Here is a 19729-nt window from a genome sequence, read left to right on the forward strand (position 1 = left end):
ACCACCTGAATCCAGTACGCTCACCCTTTTTACATCAAGGAGTTATCTCAAATGGCCAAAGCTACCGCCCGCCACATCCTCGTTTCCACTGAAGAAAAGTGCAACGAACTGAAATCCCAAATCGAAGGCGGCGCCGATTTCGCAGAAGTCGCCAAAGCCAACTCCAGCTGCCCATCCAGCCGTCAGGGCGGTGACCTGGGTTCGTTCGGTCCGGGCCAGATGGTCAAGGAATTCGACAGCGTGGTATTCAGCGCCCCGGTCAACACCGTGCAAGGCCCGGTGAAAACCCAGTTCGGCTACCACCTGCTGGAAGTCACCAGCCGCCAGGACTGATCCTGCCAGCGCTGATGCACCAAACAACGGCCCACCTTCTGGTGGGCCGTTGTGCATGGGGTGACGCACGCCCCGTAAGCCGCTAACGTACAGCCCTCATTCCTTACCCGGCGCTCAAGGCTGACCATGCGATTGGCTTTTACCCCACTGCTCGGCTCCCTCCTGGCCCTGCTGCTGACCAGCACCGCCGTGAACGCGGCACCGCAGCCCTACCTTACGGTCTACGGCGAGACGCCCAAGTACCCCGCCGGTTTCAGCCACTTCGACTACGCCAACCCAGATGCGCCCAAGGGCGGTACGCTGCGCCGCTCGGCGTTGGAGATCGGCCGCTTCGACCACGTGCTGCCCTATATCGACAAAGGCATCGGCGTGTCCCAGGTCGACGGCTGGCTCTACTCGCCGCTGGCCCAGCGCTCGCTGGATGAGCCCTATACGGTCTATGGCCTGGTCGCAGAAAAAATGGAACGCGCCGACGATGGCCTGTCATTGCGTTTCTACCTCAACCCCAAGGCGCGGTTTGCCGACGGTACGCCGATCACCGCCGAAGACGTGCGCTACAGCTACGACCTGCTGATGACCCAGGGCAGCCTGCGGTTTCGCACGCTGTTCGCCGACGTCAAACAGGTCGAGGTCGAAGGCGAGCGTCAGGTGCGCTTCGACTTTTCCAGCAACGAAAACCGCACCCTGCCCCTGGATCTGGCCACCCTGCCGGTGCTGCCCGAACACTGGTGGAAAACCCGCGACTTCGCCAACGGCGGCGGCTATGAAGCGCCATTGGGCAGCGGCCCGTACAAGGTCAGCAAGATCGATTCGGGCAGCACCATCACCTTTACCCGCGACCCTGACTGGTGGGGCAAGGACCTGCCGGTCAGCCGTGGCCTGTACAACTTCGATCACCTGAGCCTGGAATACTTCGGCGACACCGAAGTGGCACGCCAGGTGCTGCGCGGCGGCGCCTACGATTTCAACCGTGAGTTCTCCGCCACCGGCTATTCCATCGGCTACAACGGCCCGGCACTGGACGATGGCCGCCTGCAACGCGCGCACCTGGCCAAAGAGATGCCGCAACCGGCCCAGGGCTACGTGTTCAATGTGCAAAATCCGCTGTTCAAGGACCGCCGCGTGCGCAAAGCGTTGGCGATGCTGTGGGACTTCGAGTGGGCCAACCGGCAGATGATGCACAACCTCTACATTCGCCAGCAGAGCTACTTCTCCAACAGCCCGTTGGCCGCCACCCAGTTACCCACCAAAGAAGAACTGGCGATTCTCGAACCGCTGCGCGGCCAGGTGCCCGACGAAGTGTTCACCCAGGTGTTCAAGGCACCGGTCACCGACGGCAGCGGCGTGATCCGCGACAAGCAGTTGCAAGCCCTGGCCCTGTTGGAAGAAGCCGGTTGGAAACCCGAGGGCGACAAGCTGGTGAACGCCCAGGGCGAACCGCTGGAGTTCACCTTTCTCAACACCCAGGCCGGCATGGAACGCCTGCTGTTGCCCTACAAGCGCAACCTGGCGCAGATCGGCATCACCCTGAACATTCGCCGCATCGATTCCTCGCAGTACGTCAACCGCGTGATGGCGCGGGACTACGACATGATCGTCACAGGTTTTCCAGTCACGACATCGCCCGGGATGGAGCTGTACAACTTCTTCGGCTCGGCCGCCGCCCATGACCCCGGCGCCAACAACTACATGGTGCTCAAGGACCCGGCCGTCGACAGCCTGATCAAAGGCCTGGTCAAGGCCGACACCCAGGCGCAGATGCTCACCTACGCCCACGCCCTGGACCGGGTGCTGCAATGGAACTACCTGTGGATCCCCAATTACTACCCGCCCGGCACATCCGCCGCGTGGTGGAACCGCTTTGGCCGGCCGGCCATCGAGGCCAAAAATGACGAAGCCCTGGAAACCTGGTGGGAAATCAGTCCCACGCCGCTGACCCATGAACAAATGACCGCCGAACTGAAAAAACGCGCAGGTGCCCACTGATGTTTGCCTATATCGTGCGGCGCCTGCTGCTGATCATCCCGACCCTGGTGATCATCCTGCTGGTGAATTTCGTGATCGTACAGGCCGCGCCCGGCGGGCCGGTGGAACAAGCCATCGCCCACCTGCAGGGGATCGGCGGCGGCGGCGTGGGGGCAGGCGCCGGTGAAAGCGTCGGCGCCTCGCGGGCCAGCCGCGGCCTGGACCCCAAGCTGATCAAAGACATCGAAAAGCAGTACGGCTTCGACAAATCCGCCCCGGAGCGTCTGTGGCTGATGCTCAGGAACTACGCCCAACTGGACTTCGGCAACAGCTTCTTTCGCGGCAAAACCGTGATCGAGCTGATCCTGGAGAAGATGCCGGTAACCCTTTCCCTCGGCCTGTGGGCCACCTTGATCACCTATCTGGTGTCGATTCCCCTGGGCATCCGCAAGGCGGTGCGCCACGGCAGCAGCTTCGATGTGTGGAGCAGCACCGCCATCGTGATCGGCTACGCAATGCCGGCATTTCTGTTCGCGATGTTCCTGATCGTCGTGTTCGCCGGCGGCACCTCGCTGAACTGGTTCCCGGTGCGCGGCCTTGTTTCGGACAACTTCGACGAACTGAGCACCGTGGGCAAGGTGGCCGATTACTTCTGGCACCTGGTGCTGCCGGTCACCGCGCTGGTGATCGGCGGGTTCGCCACGCTGACTATCCTCACCAAGAACTCGTTTCTTAATGAATTCACCCGCCAATACGTGGTGACGGCCCGCGCCAAGGGCCTGAGCGAACGCCGGGTGCTCTACGGCCACGTGTTTCGCAACGCGATGCTGCTGGTGATTTCGGGCATTCCCCAGGCGTTCATCAGCGTGTTCTTCGCCGGTTCCCTGCTGATCGAGGTGATTTTCTCCCTCGACGGCCTGGGCCGCATGAGCTACGAAGCGGCGGTATCGCGGGACTACCCGGTGGTGTTCGGCTCGTTGTTCATCTTCACCCTGTTCGGCCTGCTGATAAAACTCATCGGTGACCTCTGCTACACCCTGGTGGACCCGCGTATCGACTTCGCCGCGAGGAACGCCTGATGCTCAATCTGTCTCCCGTGGCACGCCGGCGCTTCGAGCGTTTCAAGAAAAACCGCCGGGGCTGGTGGTCGCTGTGGCTGTTCATCGGCCTGTTCATCCTCACCCTCGGCGGCGAGCTGATCGCCAACGACAAACCACTGGTGCTGAGTTTCAAGAACGAGCTGTATTTTCCGGTGTTCAAGCGTTACACCGAGCAGCAGTTCGGCGGGCAGTTGCCGTTCCAGGCCGACTACCGCAGTGACTACGTGCAAACACTGATCAAGCAGAACGACGGCTGGATGCTGTTCCCGCCGATCCCGTTCAGCGACGACACGCCCAACTACGAACTGACCCGCCCTGCCCCCAGCCCGCCCTCGGCGGTGAACTGGCTGGGCACCGATGACCAGTCCCGCGATGTGCTGGCGCGGGTGATCTTCGGCGCGCGCGTATCGATCCTGTTTGCGTTGGCGCTCACCGCCATCAGCGCGGCCATCGGCATTGCCGCCGGGGCCTTGCAGGGTTACTACGGCGGCTGGGTGGACCTGCTCGGGCAACGCATCCTTGAAGTGTGGTCGGGGCTGCCGGTGCTGTACCTGCTGATCATCCTGTCGGGGTTTGTGGAGCCCAACTTCTGGTGGCTGCTGGGGATCATGGCGCTGTTTTCCTGGCTGGCCCTGGTAGACGTGGTGCGCGCCGAGTTCCTGCGCGGGCGCAACCTGGAATACGTCAAGGCCGCGCGCGCCCTGGGGCTGGGCGACGGCAAGATCATCAGGCGGCATATTCTGCCCAATGCGATGACCGCCACCTTGAGCTACCTGCCGTTTATCCTCACCGGCGCGATTTCCACCTTGAGCGCGCTGGATTTCCTCGGTTTCGGCATGCCCGCCGGCAGCGCGTCGCTGGGCGAGCTGATCGCCCAGGGCAAGCAGAACCTGCAGGCGCCGTGGCTGGGCCTGACGGCGTTTTTTACCCTGGCGCTGATCCTGTCGTTGCTGGTGTTTATCGGCGAGGCCCTACGGGATGCCTTCGACCCCCGCTCATGAGTGACTGCCTATGAACCTCATCGAAATCCGCGACCTGTGCGTCGCGTTCAACGGCCAGACCGTGGTGCACAACCTCAGCCTGGACGTGCGCGAGGGCGAATGCCTGGCGCTAGTGGGCGAGTCGGGTTCGGGCAAATCGGTGACCGCCCACTCGATCCTGCAACTGCTGCCCGAAGCCGGCACCCACACCACCGGCTCGGTGAAATACCGTGACCAGCAATTGATCGGCGCAGCGCCGGCCACCTTGCAGAAACTGCGCGGCAACCGCATTGCAATGATCTTCCAGGAGCCGATGACCTCGCTCAACCCGCTGCACAGCATCGAAAAGCAGATCGGCGAAACCCTGCTGTTGCACAAGGGCCTGGGCGGCAAGGCGGCGCAGGCGCGCATCCTCGAACTGCTCGAACTGGTGGGCATTCAAAAACCCCGGGAGCGCCTCAAGGCCTACCCGCACCAACTGTCCGGCGGCCAGCGCCAGCGGGTGATGATCGCCATGGCCCTGGCCTGCGAGCCACAACTGCTGATCGCCGACGAACCCACCACCGCGCTGGACGTGACCGTGCAGCGCAAGATCCTGCTGCTGCTCAAGTCGCTGCAGCAGCGCCTGGGCATGTCGCTGCTGCTGATCAGTCACGACCTCAACCTGGTGCGCAGCATTGCCCAGCGCGTGTGCGTGATGCGGGCCGGCGAGATTGTCGAGCAGGCCGACTGCGAAACCTTGTTCACCGCGCCGCAGCACCCTTACAGCCGGTTGCTGCTCGACGCCGAGCCCTCGGGTGAAGCCTTGGGCAGCGACACCCGCGAAACCGTGTTGCAGGTGGACGACCTGAGCGTGAAATTTGCCTTGGGCGCAGGGCTGTTTCGCCGCAAGACGTACCTGCAGGCGGTGGACGCCATCAGCCTCAGCGTGCAACGCGGCAAGACCCTGGGCATCGTCGGCGAATCGGGATCGGGCAAATCCACCCTGGGCCAGGCGATTCTGCGCTTGCTCGATTCCACCGGCAGCATTCGCTTCCAGGGCGAAGCCCTCGATCCCCTCAGCCATCAGCAGATGCGCCCGTGGCGCAAACAGATGCAGGTGGTGTTCCAGGACCCTTATGGCAGCCTCAGCCCGCGCCTGTCGGTGCAGCAGATCATCAGCGAAGGGCTGGAAGTGCACGCACCGTGCAGCCTGGCCGAACGCGACGCGCAAGTGATCCAGGTGCTCAAGGACGTGGGCCTGGACCCGGCCAGCCGGCATCGCTACCCCCACGAATTCTCCGGCGGCCAGCGCCAACGCATCGCCATCGCCCGCGCGCTGGTGCTCAAGCCGGCGCTGATGCTGCTGGACGAGCCCACCTCGGCGCTGGACCGCACAGTGCAGAAACAGGTGGTGGCGCTACTGCGCGAGCTTCAGGAAAAATACGGCCTGACGTATCTGTTTATCAGCCATGACCTGGCGGTGGTACGCGCCATGGCCCACGACATGATCGTGGTCAAGGACGGCAAGGTGGTGGAACGCGGGCCCAGCCGTCAGGTGTTCGACGCGCCGCAGCACCCTTACACCCGTGAACTCCTGGCCGCCGCGCACATTGCGCAGTAAGAAAGACAGGATACCCACCACTTGTGGCGAGCGGGCTTGCCCCGCGTTGGGGTGCGAAGCGCCCCCATTCCAGCAAAACGCGGTGTACCTGATCCGGCTCAGCACCTGGTTTTGGGGCTGCTGTGCAGCCCAACGCAGGACAAGCCTGCTCGCCACAGGGAATCTGCGCTTAACTCAACGGCAGTAGGACAAGCCCGCTCGCCACCACGCAATTATGTGAGGTTTTTATGACGAATTTGCATGGCAGGACCGCCCTGGTCACCGGCTCCACCAGCGGCATCGGCCTGGGGATCGCGCTGAGCCTGGCCGAGGCCGGTGCCGACTTGATTCTCAACGGCTTCGGCGACGCCGCCGCAGTGATCGCCCAGGTGCAGGCGTTCGGCGGCAAGGCGGGGCATCACCCGGCCGACGTCAGTGACCCCGCGCAACTGGCCGACCTGTTCGCCTACGCTGAGCGCGAATTCGGCGGGGTGGATATTCTGGTCAACAATGCCGGCATCCAACACATGGCGGCGGTGGAGGATTTCCCGGTGGAGCGCTGGGATTCGATCATCGCAATCAACCTGTCCTCGGTGTTCCACACCACGCGCCTGAGCCTGCCGGGCATGAAGGCCAAAGGCTGGGGGCGCATCGTCAATATCGCGTCGGTGCATGGTCAGGTCGGTTCGGTGGGCAAGGCCGCGTATGTGGCGGCCAAGCACGGCGTGATCGGCCTGACCAAGGTGGTGGGCCTGGAGACGGCTGCCAGCAACGTCACCTGCAATGCGATCTGCCCGGGCTGGGTGTTGACCCCGCTGGTACAAAAGCAGATCGATGATCGCATCGCCAAGGGCGCCGACCCGCAGCAGGCGCAGCATGACTTGCTCGCCGAAAAACAGCCGTCGCTTGAGTTCGTCACGCCGCCGCAGTTGGGTGAGCTGGTGCTGTTCTTGTGCAGCGACGCCGGTAGCCAGGTACGCGGCGCCGCGTGGAATATTGACGGTGGCTGGCTGGCGCAATGAACCCCCGACCTGCAAGAGGCGGGGGCCAAGGTCAGCCTTATGAAAAGTGACGCGGTACGTAGTTGATTTTCTGCAGGGCATGTTTGGGCGGCTGACCCACGCCCGCCGTGTTGATCAAGATCAAATCACCGTGCCTCTTTTCCACGTGCTGCGTGACTTTGTTGACAAAATCACGCTTCAACTGGCTGTCAGCGAGCTGTTGCGCGGCAACGTCCGTCAGGCCCGGGTACTGGTTGGCATAGTGGCTCAGCAATTGGTTACGGGAGGACGTGATGGACGTCGACCCGTTGTGAATCGCCACCGTCCCCTCGAACGCTTTCACCGGTCGGTTGATTGCTTTTTGAAACTGGCTTGCGAACGAGTGTCCCTTGCCTTCTGCCGAGTGACAGATCAACAGCCGCACATTGTCAAAATCAGCAGGGTCAACGCCTTTGTTTTTCAGCAGATCTACCATCTGATTGGCGTTATAGGCTTTTCCATCGATCACTACCTCGGAGCCATTGCGCAACAGCTTGTCGACCCAATCGCGTCGAGTGCCGTGGGCCACGATGTTAAGACGTTTACGCCCTTTATAAACGTCGGTGAAGGTGTGGACTTCGCTGCCAATGAATTTCAGGTCTTTCATCGCGCCTCCCATCTGTATGAGGTTGTCCTGTGCCAAACCGCGATCCAGCAAGGTGGCGGCACCGGGCGTCAGCGCGGGTTCGGCGGTCAGTGGCGCAGAGGTCTCGGGGGTGAAATCACTCAGCGGCGGGCCATAGGCCTGAGCCGTCTGTGCATCATAGGCATACCATTTTTGCGAGGCGTCATCGAATTGCGCGACAACGGAGATGGGTTCACCGCCTGCCCCCACGGATCCCATGGCAATATCCGGTCGCTGTGCAAGCTCATTCAACTGCAAAGGGCTCAAGCGACGCTGACGGTTGATGTCATAGCCACCCGCCGACAATTCGCCAATGTTGTCGATCAGCGCCACCTTTGATGCGATTTTCGTCTCGGCGCCTGCCTCACTCAACGACCCGACAAGCTTGCTGCCGGCTTTCACTAAAAGCCCCTCACCTTCTTCGGCGAGTTTGTATTCGGGGACCAGAAACCCGAACACATCGAGCCCCGCGTCTGCAAAGGCCTCGACATAGTTGCCCTCTTTCGCTGCCTGCGCGGCTGCCACGAACGGAATCATCCTGAAGAGGGTATCTTTGATGTCTTTTTCAGACTTCTCCACGCGCTCATAGTGGGTGACGCCTTTCGCTTCGTTCTTGAGCGTTTCAAGGTTGAAAAGAAAAAAATCAGCGGCGCTTTGCGCCAGTTTTTTCGTGTTGCGGGTGAAAAAACTTCTCGGAACACTGTCGGTATCGGCGGGTTCATCACTGGATAGCGACTGTGCGTCCTCTTTGGCCGAAACGCGAACCTCGTCAAGAATAATATTTGTATATACCGAACGCGTCCTGGGGCTTGTCCCCTCCTGGTAAGCCTTGAAGTCAAGTGCAAAAGGCTGGCCAGCTTCCTCGCCCTGCGTCACCCCGCCGCTGAACACCATGGGGGCCTCATTGGCGTTGCTCGGGCCCAACGGGAGCGGGTCCGGCAAGCCGGTTTTTTTCTGCAATATGCCCTTGCCCGGAAACAGTTCGTAGTCTGTTGGCGGTGATGTTCTTCGAGTACGGATGATCAAGCCGTAATGCCCTTTATGTGAGGCAGCCTGATCGGCATAGTCCTCGCGCGAGTTAACGAAAAACCCTTCGCGAGCCGAATATAACGTGGGGGTGCCAAATTCAAAGTTTCTGCGATCCTTCAGCGGCAAACGGGCAATCATGTTCTGGATATTCACGGCCACAGAGCTTTTCAGCTTTTCACTGTAGCGATCCATACTTTCATCAAAACGTTGTCCGATAACCGGCAGCGTGCTGGCGGCATTTTTTATACGATCAAACGGAATTTTCTCATCATCGGGTACCCACTTGGCGTCTGGATTATCCAACACGCCCGCCATGTAGAGCTCCAGGATTGAAAAATGCTCGGCCCACACATCCTCCAACTGGAATATCAGGCTCATCTGGATGCCAAGCAGCTCTGGCCGGGTCAGAGAGGGCGCGTGCCTGATCGACCGTTTTTCGTAGTCGATGGTGTCACCGAACGTGGCTTTCAATTGCGCCAGCGCCATATCCCTGCGTGAGGGCACGGCCGCCTGCTGGGCATTACTGGCCGCGATCAGTTGGGAGAGTTGTTGGTTGAATCGGCTTCGCGCCAGTTCGATCTCTGCGTTCGAATAGGTATCGTCCGAGCGTTTCGCAATCATTCCATTGACGACACCCCAATCCACCATCGCATTGCGTTGCGCTTCAGCCTGCATGACGTGCTCACTGGGCGAAATCGGCTGAGTGCTGCCGAACGTCATGATCTGCTTGAAGGTCATGGATTGTGACGCGCCAGGGAATATTTTTTCGATACGCGCCACGGCGATGCTGAAGCTGGCCCATGTGTGAGAGCCATAGACCAGGTCGGCGGGCACATCCGCAACCAGAAGCTCAGGGGCGGTTCCGGCCAGCAGCAATCGGGTCGCGACAGGCGCCATTGACTGGCTGACGCTGCCTTCAACGACCAGATGCCTGGTCAGATCGTCGACAATGGCTGCCGGCGTCTTGCCCCAATTGCCCTGCCCGGCCAGATCGTAGCCGGCCACCCTGTTACGTTGCGTGCCGGCCAGCGGATCCAGACTGAGTACGATTGCTGCCGCCGCCCACTCCGCGCCGCCCGTCGCATCGGTTTTACCTTGCAGCGTGACCCGCAACGATTCGCCCAGCGCATTGGCCTGCGGGCTGGACACCAGCTGTTTGAGTCTCTGAGCAGTCGGATAGTGCTCACGGGTTTGGTCAGTTTCCTCAAAGACCCGCTTGTACAGGGCGGAGTCAAGCGCCTGAGTGCTCCAGGTCTGAATCAGTGCTCTTGGCTCGCGGCTAAAGGTAAATGGGCTTAACAACCGCCAATAATTATCCCGCGCTGACGGTTTGGGCAGCGGCGAAGCCAGCACGGTGAGAAGGTTCGCCACCTGCTCACGGTTGCCTGGGACGCTCAAGCCACTGCCCTGAAGAAACTGTCTGAGGCTGACCGTAGGACCCGGCTGGACGCTGTGGGACTGCCCGAATGATGAATGTGGATGCACGTCAAACGTTGTGCTATCGAGCAGGCCATTCAAATTGCTCGCCGCTTGAGGCGGCAGTGACGTGACAACCCTGGTAAGGCCCTGGATCAGGTTGTAGCGGTCGCGAGCATTGGCCAATGCCAGTTGCTGAGTGCCGAGCGCCTCCAGTGAATATCGTTCGCCGCGCTGGCGGGGCCCCAGGGTCAAGCTGGGCGTGCCAGCGATCCGGTCCGCCGCAGAAGCGGCCTGTTCTTTGGTGAAGTTCTGGGCGTCTTGACCCAGAAAATTGCCCACCACCCTCAACGGGGGCGAGTTGTCAGGATAGCCGGAAGGTGGCTTGATCAAATTGTCGTGCCGACCGAACACAACACCCGCGGCATTCAGGATCGGAGCCGCCACCCTCGCCCAACCCGCGTCGCTGTCCAGGCTTCTGACTTCGAACTCGTCGTTGAAAGCGCCGGACACCTCCTTGGTAATCGGAGAAATGACCATCGTTGACAGGTCAAGGCCACTCTCCTTTACCCAATGCTGGAATTGCGGGTTATTAAAGGCATCACAGTAAAGTTGCCACCAGTGGCCCAGCGTCGACCGCATGGGGATGTCGTCCAGGCGCGTGCTCTCGGTGAGGTGGCCGCTCCATGAAGCATTGCGCAGGGCTGCGACGTATTGAGCAGCCAATGCCTTGTCTGCCTTGGCACGAGAGGACTTATCCGGCTCACCCATGACAACGCTGTAGTGGTCATCGATATCTGCCAGCACTTGCTGCTGCGCCCCAAGCGCCTGCGGGCCACGCATGGTTTGCGAGCGCTCTGGATCGCTGGCAGGAATGGCCGCGAAGACACCGGTCGCGCTCATCTGGACGGCCCTTGCCCGAGCCTGTTCCCGGGTTGGATTTTCGGTGTTGGGTTCACCGTAAAAATTACCAATGGCTTCAAGATGCGCGGGGGCAGTCGGCGGCCCAAGAACGACGCGAGTGCCACTGCGTGAAGGCGCGAGTACTCTCGCCACGCTGAGGATGGGGCCCGAAACCTCTTTCCATCCCGCATCCGTTTCGGGTCGCAGAAACTCTCTTTTACCGTTGAAGAAAGCCGAAAGGAAGCCGGCGTGGGGCTCCAGCAGGATGCTGGAAACGTCGAGCCCGCGTGTCTTGGCCCACTGCACGAAGTTGGGGTTGTTCATGGCATCGCGATACTGTTGCCACCATTTGCCGAAGGTTGATCTGGCCGGGATATCCGCAAGCTCAGTGTCTAGATAGCCGCTTTGGTTGGTCCATCGCGCGGACGACAGCGCCTGGATGTAATTGGCAGCCAGTTGCCGGTCCGAAGCGTCGAGCGAAGTCGCCAACTGCGCCGCAGGTGGCGCGCCGGATGTTGTGGAGCGGGCGACGCGCGAGGCTGAGGCCACCACGCCCCCTTGGCGCTGTACATCAGGAAATCGGTGCTCGTCGGCGGGATAAGTATTCGAAAAACCTGTGTTGGAGATCAGCATCAGAACCGTACTCGGATAGTTGACGTACGCTTGATTGGTAAAAAATCCAAAACAGGTTGCCGACCAGTAGTACAAAAGTATGTAACTTTTCTCACGCCGGGACCTGCGATCAGATCGCGGTTGGCGTACTGCGTCGAACTGGCCAGAAGATGAAAGGTTTCAGCCCAAAGGCGGGGTTTTGCAGAAAAATCTTCAGGGCATGCTATTTTCCGTGGGTAGTCACCCGGCCGTTTCCCACGCGATAATGGGTGTTGTCATTTTTCAAAGCGTCAGGCTCAGGGCTTTTTTCATGAATGGAACATCCACCGGTAGCGAAGCCGGCGCATTGATTGCGCGGCTGGACTGGGCACGAAGCCCCCTCGGTGAGGCCAATGAGTGGCCGCAAAGCCTGCGTACAGCGGTGGATATTGTCGTGCACTCGCCGATGCCGATGCTCCTGCTGTGGGGCCACCACCTCATCCAGCTGTATAACGATGGCTTCGCACAATTGGTCGGCAACAAGCACCCGCACGCATTGGGGCAGCCGGCGCACCTCACCTGGCCGGAACTGCAGGACTTCACCGCACCGATCTACGACGCCGTACTCGGCGGCCAGGTGCGTACCTTCAGCGACCAGCGCTTTGTGCTGCAACGCGAAGGGCGCGACACCGAGATCTGGCTCGACCTCACTTACAGCCCGGTGCGCGATGAAAGCCGCCAGGTCGCCGGCATCCTGGTCACCGCCATCGAGACCAACGAGCGCCGCCTCAAGGCCATCAAGCTGCAACAGCGCTCCGAAGACAGCCTCAAGGCCCAGCACAACACCGAGCAACGTCTGCAACTGGCACTGGCGGCGACCGACGCGGTGGGCACCTGGGACTGGGACATCGGCGAAGACCGCTTTATCGCCGACGCGCATTTCGCCTTCCTGCACGGCGTCGACCCCGATCAGGCCAGCCTGCTGCCGATCAGCGATTACCTGCTGGGCGTGCACCCCGAAGACCGGGGCATGGTCACGCGCAGCATCAAGCATTGCATCACCTTCGGTACCGAATACGCCGAGGAATACCGCCTGATGCAGGCCGACGGCGAAGTGCGCTGGGTGTTCGCCCGGGGGCGTTGCTACAAGGACCCTCAGGGCCGACCGGCGCGCTTCCTCGGCGCCGCGCTGGACCTCACCGAACGCAAGCACACCGAACAAGCCCTGCGCCAAAGCCAGACCGAGCTGCAACTGATCATCAACGCGATGCCGGTGCTGATCGGCTACGTCGATCATGAACAACGGTTTCGCCTGAACAACAGCGCCTACCTTGAGTGGTACGGCATGACGCCCCAGGAGCTGTACGGCAAGACCATCCGCGAAGTGCTCGGCGACGAGGTGTATGCCGGGCGCCAGGACAAGATCGCCGCAGCCCTGCGCGGCAAGGCCTGCAGCTTCATGACCCTCACGCCCCACCGCGACGGGCGGCCACGGCATGCGCTGATGAAGTACCTGCCGCGCTTCAGTAACGACGGTTCGGTCAATGGCTTTTATATCTTTGTGATCGACGAGACCGAACGCAAGCTCACCGAAGAAGCCCTGCGCCACCTCAACGAGAACCTCGAAGAACGTGTGGCCCAGCGCACCCAGGCGCTGGCCGAGGCCAACCAGCGCCTGCAGAACGAGATGTACGAACGCGAGCGCGCCGAAGACGCACTGCGCCACGCGCAAAAAATGGAAGCGGTGGGCCAGCTCACCGGCGGCATCGCCCATGACTTCAACAACATGCTCACCGGCATCATCGGCAGCCTCGACCTGATGCAGCGCTACATCGCCGGCGGGCGCAGCGAAGAGATCGGCCGCTTTGCCGATGCTGCCGTGTCCTCCGCCCACCGCGCGGCCGCCCTCACCCACCGGCTGCTGGCGTTCTCGCGGCGCCAATCGCTCGACCGTCAGCCCACCGACCCCAACCAGCTGGTGGCGTCGCTGGAGGATCTTTTCCAACGTACCAAAGGCGCGCACATCTCGCTCAAGGTGCAACTGGGCCAGGACATCTGGCCGGTCAATACCGACGCCAGCCAGCTGGAAAATGCCCTGCTCAACCTGGTGATCAATGCCCGCGATGCGATGCCCGATGGCGGCGAACTGCTGATCGAAACCGCCAACAGCTACCTGGACGGCACCGATATCACTACCCTCGAACCGGTCAAGGCCGGCGACTACGTGATGCTGGGCGTGAGCGACAACGGCAGCGGCATGGCGCCGAAAATCCTCGCCAAGGCGTTCGATCCGTTCTTCACCACCAAGCCTATCGGCCAGGGCACCGGCCTGGGTTTGTCGATGATCTACGGGTTTGCCCAGCAGTCCGGCGGCCACGTCACCATCCACAGCGAACCGGGCCAGGGCACCTGCGTGCGCCTGTACTTGCCGCGCCTGCACGGCACCGCGCTGGAAAACAGTTTGCCGGCGCACTTGAGCGAAGCGCCGGTGGCCCTGGCCGGTGAAGCGGTGGTGGTGGTCGAGGACGACGCGGCGGTGCGCATGCTGGTGGTCAATGTGCTCGACGAACTCGGCTACACCGCGCACCAGGCGGCGGATGCCCGTGCGGCGCTGCCGTTGCTGGAGTCGGACTTGCGCGTCGACCTGTTGGTGACCGACGTCGGCCTGCCAGGCATGAACGGCCGGCAACTGGCGGAAATAGCACGCCAGCATCGCCCCGGTCTGCGCGTGTTGTTCATGACCGGTTACGCCGAGAAAGCCGCCGAGCGCCAGGGCTTTCTGGAGGACGGTATGGACATGGTGGCCAAGCCGTTTTCCATCGACCTGCTGGCCACCAAAATCCGCAGCATGCTCGGCGTGGCCGACTGAGTTCAGGCATAATCGCGCGCCGTCGCCCACCTGGTAGAACACGATGAAAGCCCAAGCCCGTCATATTCTGGTGAAAACCAGCGAAGAAGCCGAACAACTCAAGCAGCGCATCGCCAAGGGCGAAGCCTTCGATGTGCTGGCCAAGAAGTATTCCACCTGCCCATCGGGCAAGCGCGGCGGTGATTTGGGTGAAGTGCGACCTGGGCAAATGGTGGGGGCGATTGACGCGGTGATCTTCAAGAAGCCCGTAAAGGTGGTGCACGGGCCGATCAAGAGCAAGTTCGGGTATCACCTGGTGCAGGTGTTTTACCGCGACTGAGGGGTTGGCTTTACACCGCTATCGGGGGCAAGCCCCTCCCACACTTGAAGGTGTTCACCATTCAAATGGTGGGAGGGGGCTTGCTCCCGATCCGCCACAGGCGGCCATTCACTCTCTGGGTATCAGCGCACCCGGCACCTGAATCACGCGGCTCGCCAACCGATGCCCCGCCAACGCAGCCTCCTGCGGCGAACCGCCCTTGAGCCGGGAGGCAAGGTACGCCGCGCTGAACGAATCCCCCGCCGCTGTCGTGTCCACCACCTTTTCGACCTTCAACGCCGGCACGGCAACGCGCACGCCCTCGCAGCGAATCCGACACTCATCCGCGCCGCGCTTGAGCACCACCTCGGTAATCGCCGGGTACGCCGCGAACACCTGCTCGCTGTCGGTATAACCAAACAACGCCTGCTCGTCATCTTCGGTGAGCAAGGCGATGTCCACCTCGGCCATGACCTTGCGATACGCCTCCCGCGCCGCCTCGACACCGGTCCACAGGCGTGGCCGGTAGTTGTTGTCGAACACCACCTTGCCGCCCCTGCGCCGGGTTGCGGCCAGCGCCTGCAACAAACGCTCGCGGCCGATCTCACCCAATACCGCCAGGGTGATGCCGCTGAAATACACCAGGTCATAGCCCGGCAACGCCGCCAGGATCGGCTCGGCCGCGGGCGTGGTGAAACAGTCGCGCACGGCTGCCTCGTTGCGCCAGTAGAGAAATTTGCGTTCGCCATTGGCGTCGGTCTGGATGCAATACAAACCCGGCAGGCGCCCCGGCAGACGCTGGACCCTGCCCAGCCCCAAGCCCTCGTCGGCCCATTGCTGGCACATGGCATCGCTGAAACTGTCATCGCCCAGGGCGGTGACGTAGTCGACCGTGCCCACCGCTCCCAGCTCGCGGCGCAGGTACACCGCCGTGTTCAGGGTGTCACCGCCGAAGCTCTGGTGCAGGCTGCCGTCGGCGCGTTGTTGCAGTTCGATCATGCATTCGCCGATCAGGGCGATGCGCGGTTGGATGGTCATGGCGATGCTCTCCGGTGTGGCGAAAGGCCTCATCGCAGGCAAGCCAGCTCCCACAGCTGAAGGTATTCACAATTCAAAATGTGGGAGCTGGCTTGTCTGCGCTGAAGGCGACTCGGTCTAGAAACAGGTCTGCAGGGACTCGATCACGCGCAACTCGTCATCCACCAGGCACCCCACCTGCCACTTGTCGAAGGTCAGGCAAGGGTGTGACGTGCCGAACGAAATGATGTCGCCAATGCGCAGCTCAACCTGCGGCGCCACGGTCATGAACGCATGCTGGTCCATCACCGCAGTGACCTGGCACGCACTCACGTCATCGCCCTCGGCCGGCACGATGCCGGCCCGATAGCGCTTGAGCGGCACCGGCAGGCCGGCGTCATAAGCCACGTCGCGCTTGCCCAGGGCAATCACCGCAAAGCCGGGCTCGGGCAGCGACTGCACGTGGGCCCAGACTTCCATGGCCGGTCGCAGCCCTTCGTCGAGGTCGTTGCGCCGGTCGAGTACGCAGCATTGCGCGTCCTTGTAGATGCCATGGTCATGGGCCACGTAGCTGCCGGGGCGCAACACGCTGAGGAAACGCCCGGCGGCGTTCTGCTGTTCGAAGGACTCGGCGATCAGGTCATACCACGCCGAGCCCGAGGCGGTGACGATGGGCTTGGCCAGGTCGAATGCGCCGTTGTCCTGCAGGTCCACCGCCAGCCGCACCAGGCTCGCGGCGAAGTCGCGGATACCGCTGATGGCGTGCTCGCCGTGGATCACACCTTCGTAGCCTTCGATCCCGGTGAGGGCCAGGGCCGACTGCGCCTTGATCGCGGTAGCCAGCTCGCGCACCTGCTGCTCACTGCGGCAACCGCAGCGGCCACCGACCACGCCGTATTCGATCATCACGTTCAGGCGCAGGCCGCGCGCGGCGAAGAACAGGCCCAGGTCGGCGACGTTGTCCGGGTGGTCGACCATGCAATGGAAGTCGAACTGCGGGTCCTCCAGCAACTCGGCGATCAGCGCCATGTTCGGCGCGCCTACCAGTTGGTTGGCCATCAACACGCGGCGCACGCCACCGGCGTAGGCGGCGCGGGTCTGCACCGCATTGGCCAGGGTGATGCCCCAGGCACCGGCGGCGAGCTGACGCTGAAACAGCGCCGGCATCATGCTGGTCTTGCCGTGGGGCGCAAGTTCGGCGCCGCTGTTGCCGACGAAATCCTGCATCCAGCGAATGTTGTGCTCCAGGGCATCGCGGTGCAGGACCAGGGCCGGCAGGCTGACGTCACGGACCAGATGGGCGCCGACGGCGGCGGCGCCTTTTGCAACGGCGTTGAGGGCGGACATGCAAAAACTCCTATTCGTTGATGCGCCGGGCCAACTGGTTGGCGCTGTCGATCAACACCCGGCGGTAGTCGTTGTAGTGGGTGATTGCATCGGCCCGTGGCGCGACGATGCACAGGGTGGCAATGCTCACCCCCTGGGCGTCCCGTACCGGCGCGGCGAAGCAATGGGTGAAGGTGTCGGCCACGCTGTCGAAGGAAAAGAAGCCGTCGAGGGTGGCCTGGCGAATCTGCGCCAGGAAGGTGTCCAGCGCCAGGCGCTGGCCGTCTGGCAGGATGAAGTCGTCGGGGTCGATCAGCTCGACGATCTGCTGGTCGCTCAGGTGCCCGAGCAGCAGGCGCCCGGAGGCGGTCCACGGGATCGGCGCGTTTTCACCGATGTCCGAGGAAATACGGAAATGCCGCTCGCCCTCGCGCATCAGCGCCACCGTGTATTTGCGCCCGTTGAGCAGGCACATCTGCGCGGTTTCACGGGTCTGGCTGACGATTGCCTGCAAGGCGTGGTCGGCCTCGCGGGTCAGGTCGAAATGGCGCAGGTGCGCCTGGCCGAGGAAGTACAGCTGGCGACCCAGATAGACGTGGCCGTCCTTGCCCACGGTCTCCAGAATGCGCCGCTCCAGCAGCGAGGCGACCAGTTCGTAGACCGTGGATTTGGGGCTGCCGATGCCGCTGGCAATATCATTCGGGCGCAGGGGCTGACCGACCTCCTTGAGAAAATCGAGGATATCGAATGCGCGATCCAGGCCCTTGGCGCGGCGTTTGATGGGGTCTTCGGTCATGGCAGTCAGCCCTTTTTCCTGTAGGCCACGCAATCGATCTCCACCTTGCAATCCACCATCATGCTGGCCTGCACACAGGCCCGTGCCGGGGCGTGTTCCGGGGTGAAGTATTCGCCGAAGACCTTGTTGAAACTCCAGAAGTCGCGCGGGTCTTCCAGCCAGACGCCGACACGTACCACGTCTTTCAATTCGTAACCGGCCTCTTCGAGGATCGCCACCACATTGCGCATAGTCTGCCGGGTTTGCTCGATGATCCCGCCGGTGATGATTTCACCGTCCACCGCAGGTACCTGGCCCGACACATAGAGCCAACCGTCGGCTTCCACGGCGCGGGCAAAAGGACGAGGCTGACCACCTCCGGCGGTGCTGCCGGCTCCGTAACGAGTAATGCTCATAAAAACAGGCTCCTGATTAAAAACGAATGTTCTTTAAAAATTCTGCCAGGCGCGGCGATTGCGGGCGCTCGAACACGTCTTTCGCGCTGCCCTGCTCTTCAATGCGGCCCTGGTTCATAAACACGATTTTGTCCGAGACTTCGTAGGCAAAGCGCATCTCATGGGTGACCAGCAACATGGTCATGCCCTCCTCGGCCAGGCCCTTGATCACACTGAGCACCTCGCCCACCAGCTCCGGGTCGAGGGCCGAGGTGACTTCGTCGAACAGCATCAGGCTGGGGTTCATCGCAATGGCCCGGGCAATCGCCACCCGCTGCTGCTGACCGCCGGACAACTGGCCGGGAAAGTGATTGCGCCGCTCCAGCAGCCCCACGCGGTCCAGCCATTTCTCGGCCAGTGCCACCGCTTCGTCCCTGGGCATCTTCTTGACTTTCAACAGGCCCAGCGTGACGTTCTGCAACGCCGTCAGATGGGGGAACAGGTTGAACTGCTGGAACGCCATGCCGGTCATCGCGCGGTGCCGGGCGATCATACGCTCCGGGTGGCGCACGCGCTTGCCGCTGGCTTCGCTGTAACCGATGGACTCACCCTCCAGGGTGATCTGCCCGCCCTGGAATTCTTCGAGCAGGTTGACGCAGCGCAGCAGCGTGGTCTTGCCCGAGCCGCTGGAGCCGATCAGCGTGACCACGTTACCGCGTTGCAGGCTCAGGTCGACGCCCTTGAGCACTTCGAGCGCGCCGTAGTGTTTGTGCAGGCCGCGAATGTCCAACAGCGGTTGGGTTGTTTGAGGCTGGTTCATGGCAAGGCCACCCGTTTTTCAATGTAGCGCCCGAATAATTCAATGGCGTAGTTGATGACAAAGAACAGAAAGCCTGCGAACAGGTAGAACTCCAGGGTCATGAAGGTGCGCGCGATCACTTGCTGGGTGCTGAGCAGCAACTCGGCCACGCCGATCACCGAGAGCAGCGTCGAGGCCTTGACGATTTCCGTGGACGAGTTGACCCAGGTCGGCAGGATCTGGCGCAGCGCCTGGGGCAACAGCACATAGCCCAGAGACTGGTAGAACGTCAGACCAATCGCCCGGCCCGCCTCCAGTTGCCCACGGGGAATGGCCTGCAAGGCGCCGCGCACGATTTCCGCCACATGGGAGCCGCAGAACAGCGTGAGCCCGACCGCACCGGCCTGGAACGCGCTGATCTGCCAGCCGAGCGCCGGCAGCATGTAGAAACACGCCAGCACCAGCACGAACACCGGCGTGCCGCGGATCAGGTCGACATACAGACGAAACGGCGCGCGCATCCAGAACCTGCCGTAGGTGAGGATCAAGCCGGCGACAATGCCGATCAGGGTGCCGAAAAGTATTGCCAGGGCCGACACGTAGACGCTGGCCTGGAAGCCGGCCCACAGCGTGTCACGGGCGATCCACAATTCCTGCAGCCAACTGGGGGATTGATACATGGAGGC

15 protein-coding genes are annotated in these 19729 nt (G+C 62.1%); 8 read left to right on the forward strand and 7 right to left on the reverse strand.

Going from position 1 to position 19729, the window contains the following annotated elements; all coding sequences use genetic code 11:
* Positions 1-51 precede the first annotated feature (51 nt).
* The 6 genes from TU75_RS01485 to TU75_RS01510 all read left to right on the forward strand — a co-directional run bounded on the left by TU75_RS01485 (position 52) and on the right by TU75_RS01510 (position 6982).
* Positions 52-333, forward strand: a complete 282-nt coding sequence (locus tag TU75_RS01485) for a peptidylprolyl isomerase (RefSeq protein WP_003238149.1) — start codon at positions 52-54, stop codon at positions 331-333.
* Positions 334-459: 126 nt separating this feature from the next.
* Positions 460-2319: an extracellular solute-binding protein gene (locus TU75_RS01490; protein WP_060548017.1), complete on the forward strand. Its 1860-nt coding sequence runs from the start codon at positions 460-462 to the stop codon at positions 2317-2319.
* Positions 2319-3377 carry a microcin C ABC transporter permease YejB gene (locus TU75_RS01495; RefSeq protein WP_060548018.1) on the forward strand — a complete coding sequence of 353 codons (1059 nt, stop codon included), beginning with the start codon at positions 2319-2321 and terminating at the stop codon, positions 3375-3377. Before TU75_RS01490 ends, TU75_RS01495 begins: the two co-directional genes overlap by 1 nt.
* Complete coding sequence (locus TU75_RS01500; RefSeq protein WP_060548019.1) at positions 3377-4399, forward strand: ABC transporter permease; 1023 nt, start codon at positions 3377-3379, stop codon at positions 4397-4399. The genes TU75_RS01495 and TU75_RS01500 overlap by 1 nt, the downstream gene beginning before the upstream one ends.
* A 10-nt stretch (positions 4400-4409) precedes the next feature.
* Positions 4410-5981, forward strand: a complete 1572-nt coding sequence (locus tag TU75_RS01505) for an ABC transporter ATP-binding protein (protein WP_060548020.1) — start codon at positions 4410-4412, stop codon at positions 5979-5981.
* Positions 5982-6208: 227 nt separating this feature from the next.
* The gene (locus TU75_RS01510) at positions 6209-6982 is read left to right on the forward strand and encodes a 3-hydroxybutyrate dehydrogenase (protein ID WP_060548021.1); all 774 of its coding nucleotides are present in this window, start codon (positions 6209-6211) and stop codon (positions 6980-6982) included.
* 37 nt (positions 6983-7019) lie between these two features.
* Here TU75_RS01510 and TU75_RS01515 read toward each other — a convergent pair whose 3' ends face one another.
* A complete protein-coding gene (locus TU75_RS01515; protein WP_141719231.1) occupies positions 7020-11681 on the reverse strand; it encodes a hypothetical protein in 4662 nt (1553 codons plus the stop codon).
* A gap of 214 nt (positions 11682-11895) precedes the next feature.
* Here TU75_RS01515 and TU75_RS01520 point away from each other — a divergent pair, with 214 nt between their 5' ends.
* Positions 11896-14433 (forward strand): PAS domain-containing hybrid sensor histidine kinase/response regulator, encoded by a 2538-nt coding sequence (locus TU75_RS01520; protein ID WP_060548023.1) that lies wholly within the window; start codon positions 11896-11898, stop codon positions 14431-14433.
* A gap of 43 nt (positions 14434-14476) precedes the next feature.
* On the forward strand, positions 14477-14752 hold the full coding sequence (locus TU75_RS01525; protein WP_003174397.1) for a peptidylprolyl isomerase: 276 nt from the start codon (positions 14477-14479) through the stop codon (positions 14750-14752).
* A 108-nt stretch (positions 14753-14860) separates the two neighbouring features.
* Here the strand turns inward: TU75_RS01525 and TU75_RS01530 are convergent, their stop codons facing one another.
* The 6 genes from TU75_RS01530 to TU75_RS01555 all read right to left on the reverse strand — a co-directional run bounded on the left by TU75_RS01530 (position 14861) and on the right by TU75_RS01555 (position 19723).
* Positions 14861-15769, reverse strand: coding sequence for a sugar kinase (locus tag TU75_RS01530; RefSeq protein WP_060548024.1), 909 nt, complete (start codon positions 15767-15769; stop codon positions 14861-14863).
* A gap of 117 nt (positions 15770-15886) precedes the next feature.
* Positions 15887-17095, reverse strand: coding sequence for an amino acid deaminase (locus TU75_RS01535; protein WP_060548025.1), 1209 nt, complete (start codon positions 17093-17095; stop codon positions 15887-15889).
* A gap of 10 nt (positions 17096-17105) precedes the next feature.
* Positions 17106-17870, reverse strand: coding sequence for an IclR family transcriptional regulator (locus tag TU75_RS01540; protein ID WP_060548026.1), 765 nt, complete (start codon positions 17868-17870; stop codon positions 17106-17108).
* 5 nt (positions 17871-17875) lie between these two features.
* Positions 17876-18265: a RidA family protein gene (locus TU75_RS01545; protein ID WP_003238127.1), complete on the reverse strand. Its 390-nt coding sequence runs from the start codon at positions 18263-18265 to the stop codon at positions 17876-17878.
* Positions 18266-18281: 16 nt separating this feature from the next.
* The gene (locus tag TU75_RS01550; RefSeq protein ID WP_003238125.1) at positions 18282-19064 is read right to left on the reverse strand and encodes an amino acid ABC transporter ATP-binding protein; all 783 of its coding nucleotides are present in this window, start codon (positions 19062-19064) and stop codon (positions 18282-18284) included.
* Positions 19061-19723: an amino acid ABC transporter permease gene (locus tag TU75_RS01555; protein ID WP_003238123.1), complete on the reverse strand. Its 663-nt coding sequence runs from the start codon at positions 19721-19723 to the stop codon at positions 19061-19063. Before TU75_RS01555 ends, TU75_RS01550 begins: the two co-directional genes overlap by 4 nt.
* Positions 19724-19729: the final 6 nt, after the last annotated feature.

Source organism: Pseudomonas poae, assembly GCF_001439785.1.
GTDB lineage: Bacteria > Pseudomonadota > Gammaproteobacteria > Pseudomonadales > Pseudomonadaceae > Aquipseudomonas > Aquipseudomonas poae.